Source organism: Pseudomonas sp. HT11 (assembly GCF_044875395.1).
Classification (GTDB): Bacteria; Pseudomonadota; Gammaproteobacteria; order Pseudomonadales; family Pseudomonadaceae; genus Aquipseudomonas.
Window position 1 is genome coordinate 5067732 of sequence record NZ_CP173217.1, and the last position, 15466, is coordinate 5083197.

Annotated in this window: 14 protein-coding genes; 7 read left to right on the plus strand and 7 right to left on the minus strand. The window is 60.8% G+C overall.

Annotated elements, in window-relative coordinates; translation table 11 throughout:
- Window positions 1-92: 92 nt before the first annotated feature.
- Window positions 93-848 carry a hypothetical protein gene (locus ABWL43_RS23460; protein ID WP_404484673.1) on the minus strand — a complete coding sequence of 252 codons (756 nt, stop codon included), beginning with the start codon at window positions 846-848 and terminating at the stop codon, window positions 93-95.
- A gap of 194 nt (window positions 849-1042) precedes the next feature.
- On the opposite strand from ABWL43_RS23460, the gene ABWL43_RS23465 reads away from it, so the two are divergent.
- A complete protein-coding gene (locus tag ABWL43_RS23465) occupies window positions 1043-1675 on the plus strand; it encodes a flavin reductase family protein (protein ID WP_404484674.1) in 633 nt (210 codons plus the stop codon).
- A 125-nt stretch (window positions 1676-1800) separates the two neighbouring features.
- Here the strand turns inward: ABWL43_RS23465 and ABWL43_RS23470 are convergent, their stop codons facing one another.
- The gene (locus ABWL43_RS23470; protein WP_404484676.1) at window positions 1801-2049 is read right to left on the minus strand and encodes a hypothetical protein; all 249 of its coding nucleotides are present in this window, start codon (window positions 2047-2049) and stop codon (window positions 1801-1803) included.
- A 44-nt stretch (window positions 2050-2093) separates the two neighbouring features.
- A complete protein-coding gene (locus ABWL43_RS23475; RefSeq protein ID WP_242199945.1) occupies window positions 2094-2435 on the minus strand; it encodes an antibiotic biosynthesis monooxygenase family protein in 342 nt (113 codons plus the stop codon).
- Between the two features lie 327 nt (window positions 2436-2762).
- Between ABWL43_RS23475 and ABWL43_RS23480 the strand changes: the two genes are divergently transcribed.
- Complete coding sequence (locus ABWL43_RS23480; RefSeq protein WP_242199943.1) at window positions 2763-3689, plus strand: AraC family transcriptional regulator; 927 nt, start codon at window positions 2763-2765, stop codon at window positions 3687-3689.
- A gap of 124 nt (window positions 3690-3813) precedes the next feature.
- Here ABWL43_RS23480 and ABWL43_RS23485 read toward each other — a convergent pair whose 3' ends face one another.
- From ABWL43_RS23485 to edd, 4 genes are all read right to left on the minus strand, one after another.
- Window positions 3814-5283 (minus strand): ATP-binding protein, encoded by a 1470-nt coding sequence (locus ABWL43_RS23485; RefSeq protein ID WP_404484679.1) that lies wholly within the window; start codon window positions 5281-5283, stop codon window positions 3814-3816.
- Window positions 5273-6007 (minus strand): response regulator, encoded by a 735-nt coding sequence (locus ABWL43_RS23490; protein ID WP_262209816.1) that lies wholly within the window; start codon window positions 6005-6007, stop codon window positions 5273-5275. Before ABWL43_RS23490 ends, ABWL43_RS23485 begins: the two co-directional genes overlap by 11 nt.
- A 153-nt stretch (window positions 6008-6160) precedes the next feature.
- Window positions 6161-7117: a glucokinase gene (locus ABWL43_RS23495; protein WP_404484682.1), complete on the minus strand. Its 957-nt coding sequence runs from the start codon at window positions 7115-7117 to the stop codon at window positions 6161-6163.
- Window positions 7114-8940, minus strand: a complete 1827-nt coding sequence (gene edd, locus ABWL43_RS23500) for a phosphogluconate dehydratase (RefSeq protein WP_145165418.1) — start codon at window positions 8938-8940, stop codon at window positions 7114-7116. Before edd ends, ABWL43_RS23495 begins: the two co-directional genes overlap by 4 nt.
- Before the next feature lie 221 nt (window positions 8941-9161).
- Between edd and gap the strand changes: the two genes are divergently transcribed.
- The 5 genes from gap to ABWL43_RS23525 all read left to right on the plus strand — a co-directional run bounded on the left by gap (window position 9162) and on the right by ABWL43_RS23525 (window position 15370).
- A complete protein-coding gene (gene gap / locus ABWL43_RS23505) occupies window positions 9162-10163 on the plus strand; it encodes a type I glyceraldehyde-3-phosphate dehydrogenase (protein ID WP_083356951.1) in 1002 nt (333 codons plus the stop codon).
- Window positions 10164-10367: 204 nt separating this feature from the next.
- Window positions 10368-10886, plus strand: a complete 519-nt coding sequence (locus tag ABWL43_RS23510; RefSeq protein WP_242199938.1) for an RNA polymerase sigma factor — start codon at window positions 10368-10370, stop codon at window positions 10884-10886.
- A gap of 74 nt (window positions 10887-10960) precedes the next feature.
- Complete coding sequence (locus ABWL43_RS23515; protein WP_404484686.1) at window positions 10961-11929, plus strand: FecR family protein; 969 nt, start codon at window positions 10961-10963, stop codon at window positions 11927-11929.
- Window positions 11930-12044: 115 nt separating this feature from the next.
- The gene (locus ABWL43_RS23520) at window positions 12045-14609 is read left to right on the plus strand and encodes a TonB-dependent receptor (RefSeq protein ID WP_404484688.1); all 2565 of its coding nucleotides are present in this window, start codon (window positions 12045-12047) and stop codon (window positions 14607-14609) included.
- A gap of 152 nt (window positions 14610-14761) precedes the next feature.
- Entirely contained in the window at window positions 14762-15370 is a 609-nt protein-coding gene (locus ABWL43_RS23525) for a biliverdin-producing heme oxygenase (protein WP_145165426.1), read from the plus strand.
- The last annotated feature ends 96 nt before the right edge of the window (window positions 15371-15466 follow it).

Consider the following 15466-nt stretch of genomic DNA (forward strand, 5'->3'; position numbering starts at 1 on the left):
CGCAGTGTCAGTCGTTGTTGCTCTGACTGATCCACCGCATTCGCGAGCAAGCCCGCTTCCACATTTTGGTCTTCAGCGTTTCATAAACAGCGTCAGGTCAGCTCTACGGGATGCCGGCGCCCGTACCGGCGCTGCGCATACGACGCCGCGGCAATCATTACCACCAACACGCCCGCCAACACCGCCGATGAACCGATAGTGCCGAAATCCAGCCCGCCCTTTTCATGGGGCTTGGTGAGGAAATCGCCCAGGGTCGCACCGAACGGCCGAGTCAGCACAAACGCCACCCAGAACAACAGCACCGAAGAAATCTGGGTGAAATATTTAAGTGCTACCACCACCGCAATGGCCGAGCCGATCAGCAAGGCGCCACCGGCAAAACCCAACCCGGAGTCGTCCGCCAGGAAGTCACCCAACGCGGTGCCCAAGGTGTTGGAGAACAGGATCGCCATCCAGTAAAACAGCTCGCCTCGAAAGGTCTGGACCTTGTTCACGTTCAGCGAATCACCGCTGAGGTGCCACAACGCGAAGATGATCATCAGGATCACGATCAGGATCATCGAGCCGGTGGCGTACCCGAGGCCCAAGGTGCGGTCCATGAAATCCGACATCGTGGTGCCGGCGGTACTCGTGGACAGAATCACGATCCAGTACAACACTGGGTTGTAGGTTTTCGACCAGAGCTGTGTCATCAGGGTGACGAGAAACACGCTGATCAAGATCATCGAACTGATGGCGTAGCCGACATTCAGGGTCATCGACAACAAATCCCCGGCGGTTTCGCCCAGGGTGGTTGCACAGATTTTCATGACCCAGAACGCCAGGGTGATCTGAGGAAGTTTGTTCATTGTGCGCAAGGCTCCGAAGCTCAGTCGTGCATTGGGCCGACGTATAGGGGGTGTCGACCTGGCGCGCAGACTGAACGGGACGCTGTGAAAAATAGGTGGGCAATCAATGAAAATTCCATCCGGCCAATGGAAATTCGCCGTCATGGATTGCACTATGGCTACCTCACAGCCCCCCGCAGCAGGAACCCCGGCCCATGTCTGACGATATCCACTTCTACGAACCCGCCAATGGCCACGGCCTGCCCCATGACCCGTTCAATGCCATCGTCGGGCCACGGCCGATTGGCTGGATTTCTTCCCACGACCGCGAAGGCCGCCTGAACCTGGCGCCCTACAGCTTTTTCAATGCGTTCAATTACATTCCGCCGATCATTGGGTTTTCCAGCGTCGGGCGCAAAGACAGCCTGAACAACATCGAACAGACCGGCGAGTTTGTGTGGAACCTGGCCACTCGCCCGTTGGCCGAGCAGATGAACCAGAGTTGCGCGGCGGTATCGCCAGAGGTCAACGAGTTCGAGCTGTCCGGCCTGACGCCAGTCGCCTCGAAAATTGTCGGCGTGCCGCGCGTGGGCGAAAGCCCGGTGTCGTTCGAATGCAAGGTGACGCAGATTATTCAGTTGCAGCGCGCCGACAAAGAGTTGGTGCCGAGCTGGCTGGTGCTTGGCGAGGTGGTCGCGGTGCACATTGCCAAGTGGCTGCTCAAGGATGGGATCTATGACACGGCCGCCGCGGAGCCGATCTTGCGCGGCGGTGGCCCGGCGGATTACTTCCAGCTGGAGCCGCAGGCACTGTTCAAGATGTATCGCCCAGGCGCCACTCAGCGCTGAGTGAAAGGCAAAAAAATGTGGGAGCGGGCTTGCTCGCGAAGGCGGTGGATCAGTCAATATTTTCGGTGACTGACACTGCGCATTCGCGAGCAAACCCGCTCCCACATTTGGATCGGTGGTGTTGATTAGTCAGCGGCAGGTGACCAGGTCAATTGCCCTTCTTCGTCCACGTCGACCAACTGCTCCAATTGCGCGGCAGCCGCATCGTCGGCGTCGTCAGCGGTCTTGAACGTGTGGCCTTCAAGGATCTTGTGAAACTTGGGGGCGCCCATGCCATCCAGTGCCTTGACGGCGATGGCGGCGCTGTAGCCACCCTCTTCTTCACGCACCAAGGCGGAAACGGCTTCGTGGTGGGCAAACTCTTTACGTGCCATGTTGCAGGTCCTGGCCAATGGAAAAGTCGGCCATTCTAACCTTCTCAACCGGCCAGTTGCAGGTACTCGCCGTAGGCATGCGCCGCGGATGCATCAGTAAAGGTCTGGAAGTCCATGCTGCGTACCACCATGTCGTTCAACAGCTCGGTAAAGACCATCAAGGCAGGCGAGTTGAAGTAGGCGCTCATCGCCTGCTCGCTGCTCCAGAAGCCGCAGATCAGCCACACATCGGGATCCACTTGGGAATGCTGCAACGAGAATTGCAGGCAACCCTGAGCCTGACGGCCCGGTTCGATCAAACTGCTCAAGCGTGCACCGAGTTCGGTGCTGCACCCGGTACGGGCACGGATAAAGGCCATATGGCTCGCGGGAATGGGGGTGGACATGTTCGACTCTCCCGTTGAGAAGTGATGCTCGACAAGCACTGTGAGGGCGTGCTGCCACAGGATCAAAGATAACGGCGCGGGTGCGGGCGCGGTTAGTCAATTCCTGCCGGCTTATTGCACAATCCTGCCAGAGGCGTAGATAAGACGTTTGGCCCCGGGGGTTTATTCTATGGCCATGTTCAGTGTTTCAGGCAGATGACAGGCACTGCACTTGCCTGATTCGCGACTTATCGCAGGATCAGGCAAGGATTGTGCAGGATCGACGTAACACTTTCTCAAAAGCCGCCGCTAAGCTGATCCCATCAAAAAGCTTGTAGAGGACACGTCATGTCGTCGGAACATAAGTCCATTCCTCTCGATGCCGAGACGGAAAAACAGCGCGCCGAACTCGCCAGCATCGTGCACCGGCATACCTGGGAAGATGGCTCCTACGGCACGGCGATCACCTCGTTGTTCCTCAACCGCCACAACACGCCGCGCGACTTCATGCCGGTGCTGGTGGAACCTGCGCTGTGCATCCTCGCCAGCGGCAGCAAGGAAGTACGCCTGGCTGACGAAATCTTCGCCTACGACCCGCTCAACTACCTGGTGTTCTCCGTGGCGATGCCGGTGGCCGGGCGGATCATCGATGCCACGCCGGAAGATCCCAACCTGTCGGTGCGCATCAATATCGACCCGGCGCAACTGACGGCGCTGATCGCCGAGGCCGGCCCGATGGGCGTGCCCTCGCGCCCGACCTCACGCGGCATGTACGTCGACCGCATCGACACTCAATTGCTTGACGCCGTGCTGCGCCTGGCGCGCCTGCTGGATACGCCCAAAGACATCGCGATGCTGGCGCCGTTGATCAACCGCGAGATTCTTTACCGCTTGCTGCGTGGGCCGCAGGGTTACCGGCTGTATGAAATCGCCGTGGCCAACAGTCAGAGCCATCGGGTGAGCCAGGCCATCAAGTGGCTGAACGGCAACTATGAACAGCCGCTGCGTATTGATGACCTGGCCCGCGAAGTGAACCTCAGCGTCTCGACGTTGCACCACCGCTTCAAGGCGATTACCGCGATGAGCCCGCTGCAATACCAGAAGCAGTTGCGCCTGCAGGAAGCGCGGCGTTTGATGATTGCCGAAGGGCTGGAAGCCTCGGCGGCGGGGTATCGGGTGGGGTATGAAAGCCCGTCGCAGTTCAGCCGCGAGTACAGCCGGCTGTTTGGGGCGCCGCCGCTGCGGGACCTGGCGAGAATGCGCCAAAGTATCTGACCCACCACAAGTATCATTGTGGGAGCTGGCTTGCCTGCGATGGCGGTGTATCAGTCAAACATTAGCTGCCTGGCCCACCGCTATCGCAGGCAAGCCAGCTCCCACATTTGAACCTTGGTGTTCTTTAGTCCAAGGTCCGGGGCAGCTGCAAAGTGACGCGCAAACCACCCTCGCGCAAATTCTGCAAACTCACCTCACCGCCATGGCTGTGGGCGATGTTGCGCGCAATGCCCAACCCCAAGCCATAACCCTGCTGCTGCCCGGCCAACCGAAAGTGCGGTTCAAACACTTGCTCCAGCCGCTGCTCCGGCACGCCGGGGCCTTCGTCGTCGACGTGCAGGATAAATTCCGCGCCATCGTCTTCAATGTGCAGATGCGCGTTCTGCCCGTACTTCAACGCGTTGTCGATCAGGTTACCGATGCAGCGCTTGAGCGCCAGCGGCTTGCCTGCATACGGCGCCAGGGCGCGGCCATCCTGGGTGATGCGACCATTGCCGTTGGGCGCCAGGTACGGCTCCACCAGGCAATCAAGGACGTGATTAAGGTCGACCGGCTCGATGTTTTCGTGGATGTCAGTGTCTTTCACGCATTGCAGCGCGCCCTTCACCAGCAACTCCAATTCATCCAGGTCGCGACCGAACTTGGCTTGCAGGTTCTCGTCTTCGAGCAGTTCCACGCGCAGGCGCAAGCGGGTGATCGGCGTGCGCAAATCGTGGGAAATCGCGCTGAACAATTGGCTGCGCTCGGTCAGGTAACGGCTGATGCGTTCGCGCATGGCGTTGAACGCACGGCCCACTTCCACCACTTCGCTGCCGCCGCCTTCGGCCACCGGCTCGACATCCGCGCCCAGGGACATATCACGCGCCGCCCGCGCCAGACGCTTGAGCGGTCGGCTTTGCCAGTGCACCAGCAGGCCGATAAACAACAATAGAAAACCGCTGGTCAGCACGATAAACCACACCTGCTGCGAAGGCAGGCCCTGTTCTTCAAGGCTGGTGTAGGGCTCGGGCAACAACGAGGCGATGTACAGCCATTCGCCCGGCGCCAGCTGGATCTGCGTGACCAGCACCGGCGGATTCACCGGTTCCAGGGTCAACGCGTAATGCGCCCAGGACCGCGGCAGTTCATCGAGCTTCAGGCCAGCGTTGAAAATGCGCAGGTCTTCGGCACTGACGAACTCCACCGAGATATGCACGTCGCCGCCCAGGGTCTGGCGCAAGACTTCGTCTACCGCTTGCAGCACCGCCAGCTTGCGCGGGGTCTGCGGCAATATCTGCATATCCAGAGGTCGGTCGTTGAGGGTCACCACAAAACGTGTGCCGCCCATGCTGCGCAACTGGTCCAGCACCAGCGGGCGGTAGGCCACTGGCAACGAGCGGAAATAACTCACGCTGGCCGTCATCGAGTGCGCCAGGCTGCGGGCGCTCGTGACCAGGCCTTCGAGCTGGGTGGCGCGCAATTGCGAGACCCAGATCACGCTGGACAGCGCCTGGGCGAACAGTACCGCGAGCAAGGTCAGCAGCAACATCCGCCCCAGCAGCGAGCGCGGCACCGGGAAACGGCGGCGGCGTTCGCTTAAATGCTCAGTGGGCATTGCCGGCAACCACGCTGGCTGCCAGTTGATAACCGCTGCCGCGCACGGTGCGGATCAGCCGTGGGGGTTTTTCGGTATCGCGCAGGCGTTGGCGCAAGCGGCTCACGGCCATGTCGACGATACGGTCCAGCGGCATCAGGTCGCGGCCACGGGTGGCGTTGCCGATGGTGTCGCGGTCGAGAATTTGCTGCGGGTGATCGAGAAACAGTTTGAGCAGGGCAAAATCGGCGCCGGAAAGAATTACCTCTTCGCCGTCCACGTGAAACAGGCGATGGCTGATCATGTCCAGTCGCCATTCATCAAACACCCACACATCGCCGCCGCTGCTGCGCTCCTGGCCGAACTGGGCGCGGCGCAACAGGGCTTTGATTCGCGCTTGCAGCTCGCGCGGGCTGAAGGGCTTGCCGATGTAGTCGTCGGCGCCCAGCTCCAGACCGATCACGCGGTCGGTTTCGTCGGAACTGGCAGTGAGCATGATGATCGGCACCTGCGCCTGGCGCGGGTGCTGGCGAATCCAGCGGCAAAGGCTGAAACCGTCTTCGTCGGGCAACATCACATCGAGGATGACCAGATCGCACGGCGCCTCGTTCATCGCCTGGCGAAACCCTGCACCATCCGGCACGCCACGCACCTGGAAGCCGGCGCGGCTGAGGTAGGTCTGCAGCAATTCGCGGATTTCCTGGTCGTCGTCGACGAGGAGAATCGATTTACTGATTACGCTCACGGGGTCCTCCTTGTTGTTATGGCCAAGCTTGAGTCATCTGTTGCCCTTGAGGCCCTATCGCGGGCAAGCCCGCTCCCACATTTAAACTCATTCCAACTGGATGAATGCGGTTGAATGTGGGAGCGGGCTTGCCTGCGATGACGGCATCACTGCCTATGCAAAAGCCTGCTCAAGTGCCACACCCGCCCCGGTCAACCCGGAATACGGCGCGGTCACCAACCACACCGGAATGCCTTTGAAATAATCGCTCATGCAGCCTTTGTCGCTGAAGCTCTTGGCAAAACCGCTGTTGATAAAGAAGTCGGCAAAGCGTGGGATGACCCCGCCCACGATATACACGCCACCGCGTCCACCGGTGGTCAGCACGTTGTTGCCGGCCACGCGGCCCAGCCAGATGCTGAACTGGTTCAACACTTCGATCGCCACCGGGTCCCCGGCCAGGCCGGCTGCCGTAATGGCTTCGGGCGTGTCCAGCACCGGCGTGTGCCCGTCGACCGCGCAAATCGCGCGGTACACCCGTGGCAGGCCGCCACCGCTCAGGGCGGTTTCGGCACTGACGTGCCCGATCTCGGTGTAGATATGCTGCCACAGCTGGGTTTCACGCGGGCTGCTCAGCGGCAGGTCGACGTGGCCGCCCTCCCCCGGCAGCGCCGTATATCGGCCTTCGCCCAGGTCCAGCAAGGTGCCGACGCCAAGGCCGGTGCCCGGCCCGATCACCACCGCCGGGCGCAGCGGTTCCGGCGTGCCTTCGCAGACCACGCGAAATTCGTCGGGCTTGAGGCGAGTCATGCCCAGGGCCATGGCCGTGAAATCATTGACCAACAGCAGCTCATCCACCTGCAAGGTTTTACAGAATGCAGCTTTGCTCAGGCGCCAGTGATTGTTGGTGAATTTAAATTCATCGCCACTCACTGGTCCGGCCACCGACAGGCATACCGCGCCGATGTCCCCGATTTCCAGGCCTTCTTCCTGGAGGTAGACCTTGATGGCCTCCTCAGGGCTGTGGTGATCCGCGGTGGCATGCACGCGGATCGAGTGCAGCTCCTGATCCCGCCACAACGCAAAACGGGCGTTGGTACCACCGATGTCACCGACCAGCGCAAGCTTCACTTAAGCGTCTCCAAGGCAGAGGTAAAGGCGCTGGCGCCCTGCTCTGCGGAGCTTGCGGCCAAGCGCATAAATGCAAACAGCTCGCGACCGGCCCCCACGTTATTGCCCAACAGGCCCGTGGCAGGCGTGCGCGCTGCAAATTCTTCGGCGTCCACCTTAAGCTCCAAGGTGCCGTTGACGCCATCGACGCGAATGATATCGCCATCTTTGACCCGCGCCAGCGGCCCGCCGCTCTGAGCTTCGGGGTTGACGTGAATCGCGGCAGGGATCTTACCCGACGCACCGGACATACGCCCGTCTGTTACCAACGCTACTTTGAAGCCACGGTCCTGCAATACACCCAGGAACGGCGTCATCTTGTGCAATTCCGGCATGCCGTTGGAGCGCGGGCCCTGGAAGCGCATCACCGCGACAAAGTCTTTTTCCAACTCACCGGCCTTGAAGGCGTCGGCCAAGTCCTGTTGATCCTGGAACACCACGGCCGGCGCTTCGACGATCTGGTGCTCCGGGGCAACGGCGGAGACTTTCATCACACCACGGCCGAGGTTGCCTTCCATCACGCGCAAGCCGCCTTCCGGCGAGAACGCACGGGCCACGGGGCGCAGGATGGTTTCGTCGAGGCTTTCGATCGGGCCATCGCGCCAGATCAGCTCGCCGTCGACCAGGAACGGCTCCTGGGTGTAACGGCTCAGGCCCTTGCCGGCCACGGTGTTGACGTCTTCGTGGAGCAGGCCGGCTTCGAGCAGTTCGCGGATCAGGAACGACATGCCACCCGCCGCCTGGAAGTGGTTGATGTCGGCCTTGCCGTTTGGATACACGTGGGACAGGGTCGGCACCACCTCGGAGAGGTCGGCCATGTCCTGCCAGGTGAGGATGATGCCCGCCGACATGGCGATGGCCGGCATGTGCAGGGTGTGGTTGGTGGAACCGCCGGTGGCGTTGAGCGCGACGATGGAGTTGACGATGGATTTTTCGTCGACGATCTCGCCGATCGGCGTGAAGTTGCCATTGGCTTTGGTCAGGCGCGTGACCTGGTGCGCGGCTTCGCGGGTCAGCGCATCACGCAGCGGCGTGTACGGGTTGACGAACGAGGCGCCCGGCAAGTGCAGGCCCATCACTTCCATCAGCAGCTGGTTGGTGTTGGCGGTGCCGTAGAAGGTGCAGGTGCCGGGGCTGTGGTAGGACTTCATCTCCGATTCCAGCAGCTCTTCGCGGGTGGCCTTGCCTTCGGCGTAGCGCTGGCGCACGTCAGCCTTCTGCTTGTTGGAGATGCCCGAGGGCATCGGGCCGCCTGGCACAAAGATCATCGGCAGGTGGCCGTAGCGCAGCGCGCCCATCATCAGGCCGGGGACGATCTTGTCGCAGATGCCCAGCATCAGCGCGGCGTCGAACATGTTGTGGGACAGCGCTACCGCCGTCGACATGGCAATGACTTCACGGCTGAGCAGGCTCAGCTCCATGCCGGGTTCGCCTTGGGTCACGCCATCGCACATGGCAGGCGTGCCGCCGGCAAACTGGCCGACCGAGCCGACTTCGCGCAGGGCCTTTTTGATCTGTTCAGGGAAATGCTCGTACGGCTGGTGCGCCGAGAGCATGTCGTTATATGAGGAAACAATCGCCACATTGGCGGCGTTCATCATGCGCAGACTATTTTTATCTTCAGTGCCGCAGCCCGCCACGCCGTGGGCGAAGTTGGCGCATTGCAGCTTACCGCGCATCGGGCCGTCGCTGGCGGCGCCGCGAATGAGCGCAAGGTAAGCCTCGCGGGTTGCACGACTGCGGGCGATAAGCCGTTCGGTGACCTCAATTACGCGGGGATGCATGTGTAGAACTCCAGGCTAACGGATGTGGCGACCCTCGTTCCTATGCTGATCAAACGCCCGCAGCTCATGGGATGGCAGGGTGTCGTTTGTATCATCGGACCAGTTGATTCAGGTCACTCGTTGTAGATTGAACAAAATATTGCCACTAAAAAGGCTTGTTTTCTATTTTTATGCGAATAATCTTGTAATTCTTACAACAAATCGACGACAGGCACTTTCCAATGACTCTTCGTATCGCAATCAATGGTTTTGGCCGTATCGGCCGTAATGTCCTGCGCGCACTGTATACCCAAGGCTACCGCCAGGATTTGCAGATCGTCGCCATCAATGATTTGGGCGACAGTTCGATCAATGCCCACCTGCTCAAATACGACACCGTACACGGTACTTTCGAAGCAGAGGTTGCCCACGATCAGGAAAGCCTGACCGTCAATGGTGACCGGATTGCCGTCAGTGCCATTCGCAACCCCGCTGACCTGCCGTGGGCTGCGCACAAGATCGACGTGGTGTTCGAATGCACCGGTCTGTTCACCGACCGTGACAAGGCGGCCGCTCATATTACCGCCGGCGCGCGCAAGGTAATCATCTCGGCCCCCGCCAAAGGCGCAGACGCCACGGTGGTGTACGGGGTGAACCATGACATTTTGCGCCAATCGCACCAGATCATCTCCAACGCTTCCTGCACCACCAACTGCCTGGCGCCTGTGGCTCAGGTGCTGCACCGCGAGCTGGGCATCGAGAACGGCTTGATGACCACCATTCACGCCTACACCAACGACCAGAACCTGACCGACGTCTACCACACCGACCCGTACCGCGCGCGCTCGGCCACCCAGAACATGATCCCAAGCAAGACTGGCGCCGCTGAAGCGGTAGGCCTGGTGCTGCCGGAACTGGCGGGCAAGCTGACCGGCATGGCGGTGCGTGTACCGGTGATCAACGTGTCGCTGGTCGACCTGACCGTGGAGCTGAAGAAAGAAGCCACCGCCGAGCAGGTCAACGCGCTGCTCAAAGAAGCCAGCCAGCACTCGAAAATCCTCGGCTATAACACCCTGCCGCTGGTTTCCAGTGACTTCAACCATAACCCGCTGTCGTCGATTTTCGATGCCAATCACACCAAGGTCAGCGGCAAATTGCTGAAAGTGCTGGCCTGGTACGACAACGAGTGGGGTTTCTCCAACCGGATGCTGGATAACTGCCTGGCGCTGTGCAACGCCGAGTAAGCCCGGTTTGTGTGGGAGCTGGCTTGCCTGCGATAGCATCACCTCGGTTTGACTCAAATACCGAGGTGCCTGCATCGCGGGCAAGCCCGGCTCCCACAAAAGCACTCGCCCACATTTGATCGGTGCAGGCTCACAGCAATAGCCACTTGCCATTTCCGTTGATGATAAGCATTATCATTAACTGCAAATCGATCTGGTAGCACTGTGAGCCAATCTCGCTTCAACCAAGTCTTTATCACCCAACGGGTGATTCTGCTTCGCACCTTGCAGCGGATGGTGAATAACCACAGCACCGCCGAGGACCTGTTGCAGGAAACCTACCTGCGCGTCACCCGGGCCCTCAGTGAGCGGCCGATCGACCACCTCGAACCCTTCGTCTACCAGACTGCCCGCAACCTGGCGCTGGACCACCTGCGTTCGCGGCGCATTCAAGCCCGCACGCTGCAGGAAGATGTCCCGCTGGACGTGCTGCAAAGTGTCGCGGCGCCCATCAGCACGCCCGAAGACGCCACCCAGGCCGAGCAATTGCTCGAACACCTGAGCATCAGCCTCGGCCAGCTGAGCGCTCGCCAACAGCAGATATTCATCCTCAGCCGCCTGCACGGTTGCAGTTACCAAGAGATTGCCGATCAGTTGCAAGTGTCCTTGAGCACCGTGCAAAAGGAACTGAAATTGATCATGGCCATCTGTGTAGGAGTGGCTGAACGGCTGGATCAGCCTTAAGCTTCAGCCGACAGATGTGGCGATCCAGTCTGTAGGAAAGATGAATAGAACGTGGCGAAGACCCGAGGAACACCGTGACAGACCCGAATAAACTGCGCCCCCATGAGCTGGCTCATGAGGTGTTGCAAGACACTGCCATGGACCAGGCCCTTGATTGGCTGATCGTCTTGCAGTGCCCGCAACCCGGGCAGCAAGCGCAGTTCGATGCCTGGCTGGCCAGTGACCCGGCACACGTACACGCGTTCAACAAAGCCCAAACCGCCTGGGGCGGCGCGCCGGTACGCAGCGCCGCCGTGGCCCTGGCAGCGCCGCGCAAACCGAGCGCCTGGCGCCGGATAAAACCGCATTGGAAACCCTTGGCCACCGCCGCCGTACTGTTGATCGGCCTGTTCAGCTTCAGCAACCTGCCCGTGCGCTTGCAAGCCGACCACCTCACCGTCGTCGGTGAACGCCAGCGCGTGCAATTGGACGACGGCTCCAAAGTACTGCTGAACACCAACTCGGCGTTTTCCAGCAGCATCAAAGACCACCAGCGCATCGCCCGCCTGTACCAGGGCGAGGCGTTTTTTGAAGTTGCGCCCAACCGCGGCCTGCCCCTGGAGATTGACGCCGGGCCGGTACGCGCCAGCGTAAGCGACACCGACTTCGCCGTGCGCTACCTCAATGGCGAAGCGCAGGTGCAAGTGCAGCGCGGTGACGTCGACCTGAGCAATACCTTCGACGATGCCCGTGTGCGCCTGCGCGCCGGTGAGAGCATCCGCATCGGCCCCAAAGGCTTTGGCCAACCCGCCAAGCTGGATGTGAGCAAGGACCTGGCCTGGGTTCAAGGTCGGCTGGTGTTCGAAAACTGCCCGATGAGCGACGTGCTGGCCGAGCTGCGCCGCTATTACCCGGGCTGGATCATCAACACCAACGACAAGCTCGCCAGCACAGCCGTCACCGGCAACTACCGCCTCGACCAGCCTTTGGACGTGGTGCGCTCGCTGGCGCACATCACCTCGGCCACGCTTTCGGAATACCCGGCGCTGGTCATTCTGAACTAAATGAGAATTATTTTTACTCGATGTTAACCGGCGGTACGTCTCGTTATAGCCAATGCAACTGATTCCTATTTGATTCGGTTCGCAACTATAAGATTCGTACTCCGGAGCGCTCTCGATGTCCTCTCGTTTCAATCGCCGGTCTTCTTCGCCCGTCCTGTCGTTGCTGACCGCTGCCATGCTGCTGGCCAGCGCGCCAGTCATGGCCGCCACTGCCGCCGAGCCGGTTGCCCGCAGCCACGGCAACTACAATTTCAGCATCGAGCAGCAGCCGTTGGTCTCGGCGCTGAATGCGTTTACCGCCGTGACCGGCTGGCAAGTCGGCCTGCCGGCAGAGCTGGGCCAAGGTGTCTCGTCCCCTGGCGCACGCGGCCCGCTGTCACCCGAAAAAGCCCTGGACCGGTTGTTGGTGGGGACCAACCTGAGCTACCGCAAACTGGGCACTAACAATATCGTGCTGGAAAAACGCGCAGCCGGCAGCGTGCTCAACCTGCAACAGGTGACCATCAGCGCCACGCGTAACGAACAGGACGTCAACAGCGTGCCCAGCACGGTCACTGTGCATGATCGCCAGGAACTGGACCGCCAGAACGTCAACACCATCCGTGAACTGGTGCGCTACGAGCCCAACGTATCAGTCGGCGGCGCAGGCACCCGCGCCAGCAACGCGGGCTACAACATTCGCGGCATCGACGGCGACCGCATCCTCACCCAAGTCGACGGCGTCGAAGTGCCCGACAACTTCTTCAACGGCCCCTACGCCAAGACGCGCCGCAACTACGTCGACCCGGAAATCGTCAAGCGCGTGGAAATCCTGCGTGGCCCGGCCTCGGCTTTGTACGGCAGCAGCGCCATCGGCGGCGCAGTGAGCTACTTCACCCTCGACCCGGACGACATCATCAAGCCCGGCCAGGACGTCGGCGCCCGCCTGAAAACCGGCTACAGCTCCGCCGACGACAGCTGGCTGACCTCCGGCACCGTTGCCGGCCGCGTGCAGGACTTCGACGGTTTGCTGCACTTGAGCCAGCGCAATGGCCATGAAATGGAATCCTACGACGGCAACAACGCCACCGGCCTGGCCCGCACCGGCGCCAACCCGGAAGATGCACGCACCACCAATATCCTGGCCAAATTGGGCTGGAACTATGGCGATGACAACCGACTGGGCCTGACCTACGAGAAGTTCAAGGATGACCGCGACGTTAACCTGAAAAACGCCGTGGGCGGCCCGTTCATCGGCGGTCGAGGAATGAATTTGTACCGCGCCCGCTCCGGCAACGACACCATCACTCGCGAGCGCTTCGGCCTGGAAAACACCTTTGCCCTCGAGTCGCCGATTGCCGATCGCATCAAGACCAGCCTGAACTACCAGATCGCCAAGACCGACCAGACCACCGCCGAAATCTACCAGGCGGGCCGTCGCGTATTACGCACCCGTGACACGCTTTACGAAGAAAAACAGTGGGTCTTTGACGCCCAACTGGACAAGGCCTTCAACATTGGTGAAACCGATCACCAAGTGACCTATGGCACCACACTCAAACAGCAGAAAGTCACCGGCTCGCGCGAAGGCTCCGCCTCCTGCCTCGCGGTCGGCTCGGGTTGCACAGCCATCGGCGCACCCAGCCCACAAGCCAGCGACAGCGTGAAAAAATCCAGCGACTTCCCGGACCCGACCATCAACACCTACTCGCTGTTCGCCCAGGACCAGATCACCTGGAACAAATGGACCTTCCTGCCGGCAGTGCGCTATGACTACACCCAGCTCAAACCCAAGCTGACCCAGGAATTCCTCAACACCGTAAACCCGACCGGCGCCTACCCGGTCAGCGACAAAGAAAAAACCTGGCACCGTGTAACGCCCAAATTCGGCCTGACCTATGCGCTGACCGATCAATACACCTGGTTCGGTCAATACGCCGAGGGCTTCCGCACGCCATCGGCCAAGGCGCTCTATGGTCGCTTTGAAAACCTTAACCTGGGCTACACCGTCGAGCCGAACCCGAACCTCAAGCCGGAAACCAGCAAGGGCATCGAAACCGGGATTCGCGGCAATTTCGACGAGGGCTCTTTCGACATCGCGGTGTTCTACAACAAGTACCGCAATTTTATCGACGAAGACGCCTCGGTCGCCGGCGGCGACGTACAAACCTTCGAAGCCAACAACATCAAGCACGCCACCATCAAAGGGGTTGAAGCCAAGGGCCGCCTGAACCTCGACGCATTCGGCGCACCGCAAGGCCTCTACACCCAGGGCTCGGTCGGTTACACCTACGGCCGCAACGACGACAACGGCGAGCCGCTCAACAGCGTCAACCCGCTTAAAGGCGTGTTCGGCCTGGGCTACGAGCAAGAGCAATATGGCGCGTTGGTCAGCTGGACGCTGGTCAAGAAACAGAACCGCGTCGACAGCACCACCTTCCACGCACCGGATGGCAGCACCAGTGCGCCGTTCAAAACGCCAGGCTTCGGCATCGTCGACCTGACCGGTTACTACAAAGTCACCGACGATGTGACCATCAACGGCGGCCTCTACAACCTCACCGACAAAAAGTACTGGAACTGGGATGACGTGCGCAGCTACGACGGCGTCGGCGAAGCCGGCGTGACAGCGCCCGCCAACCTCGACCGCCTGACCCAGCCCGGCCGCAACTTCGCGATCAACCTGATCTGGGACATCTGATAGCCCTTCACCCCAAATGCCGCCTCCTCACCTCGCCGGAATTTCACCGGCGAGGTGAGGATTTTTTACTGTGCCGCGTCTTCTTGTTCGTCTAGTTGATAACAGCTCTCTTTAGGGCACCCAGGCGCTACTCTTCTCAAGGACTTTTTTCGATGACCGCTTCCCCTACCGCAGAACGCCCAAGCCTGCGCTCCCAGCGCCTGAACCAGATCACCAACGCGCCCCACACCAAGCTCGATGCGCTGGTCAAAGCCCACGCCCCGTTCGAAACCCAGGCCAACTTCGCCCGCTTCGTGGTCGCGCAGTACCTGTTCCAATCGGAACTGGTGGCCCTGTACAACGACCCTGAGCTGATCAAGATCGTCCCCGACCTGGCTGAACGCTGCCGCGCCGAAGCCGCCAAGCTGGACCTCGGCGACCTGGACACCGAAGTGCCTGCACCGGTCGCCGGCGCTGTCAAGAACCCGAGCAAGGCCGAAGCCCTGGGCTGGCTGTTCGTGTCCGAAGGCTCCAAGCTGGGCGCCGCGTTCCTGATCAAACGCGCCGTGGGCCTGGGCCTGAGCGAAACCTTCGGCGCCCGCCACCTCGGCGAGCCGGCCGGTGGCCGTGCTGAAGGCTGGAAAAGCTTTACCCGTACCCTCGACGGCCTTGAGTTCAGCGCCGAAGAAGAAGCCGCAGTAGAAAAAGGTGCAATCGACGCGTTTGTGCGCTTCACCGTGCTGCTGGAACAGGCGTACGCTAGCGCCCCTGAATTGGCGTAAATGTTCCGATAAACACTGGCTCAATGTGGGAGCTGGCTTGCCTGCGATGGCGGACTGCCTGTCTACACATCGGTGCCTGGCCCACCGCTATCGCAG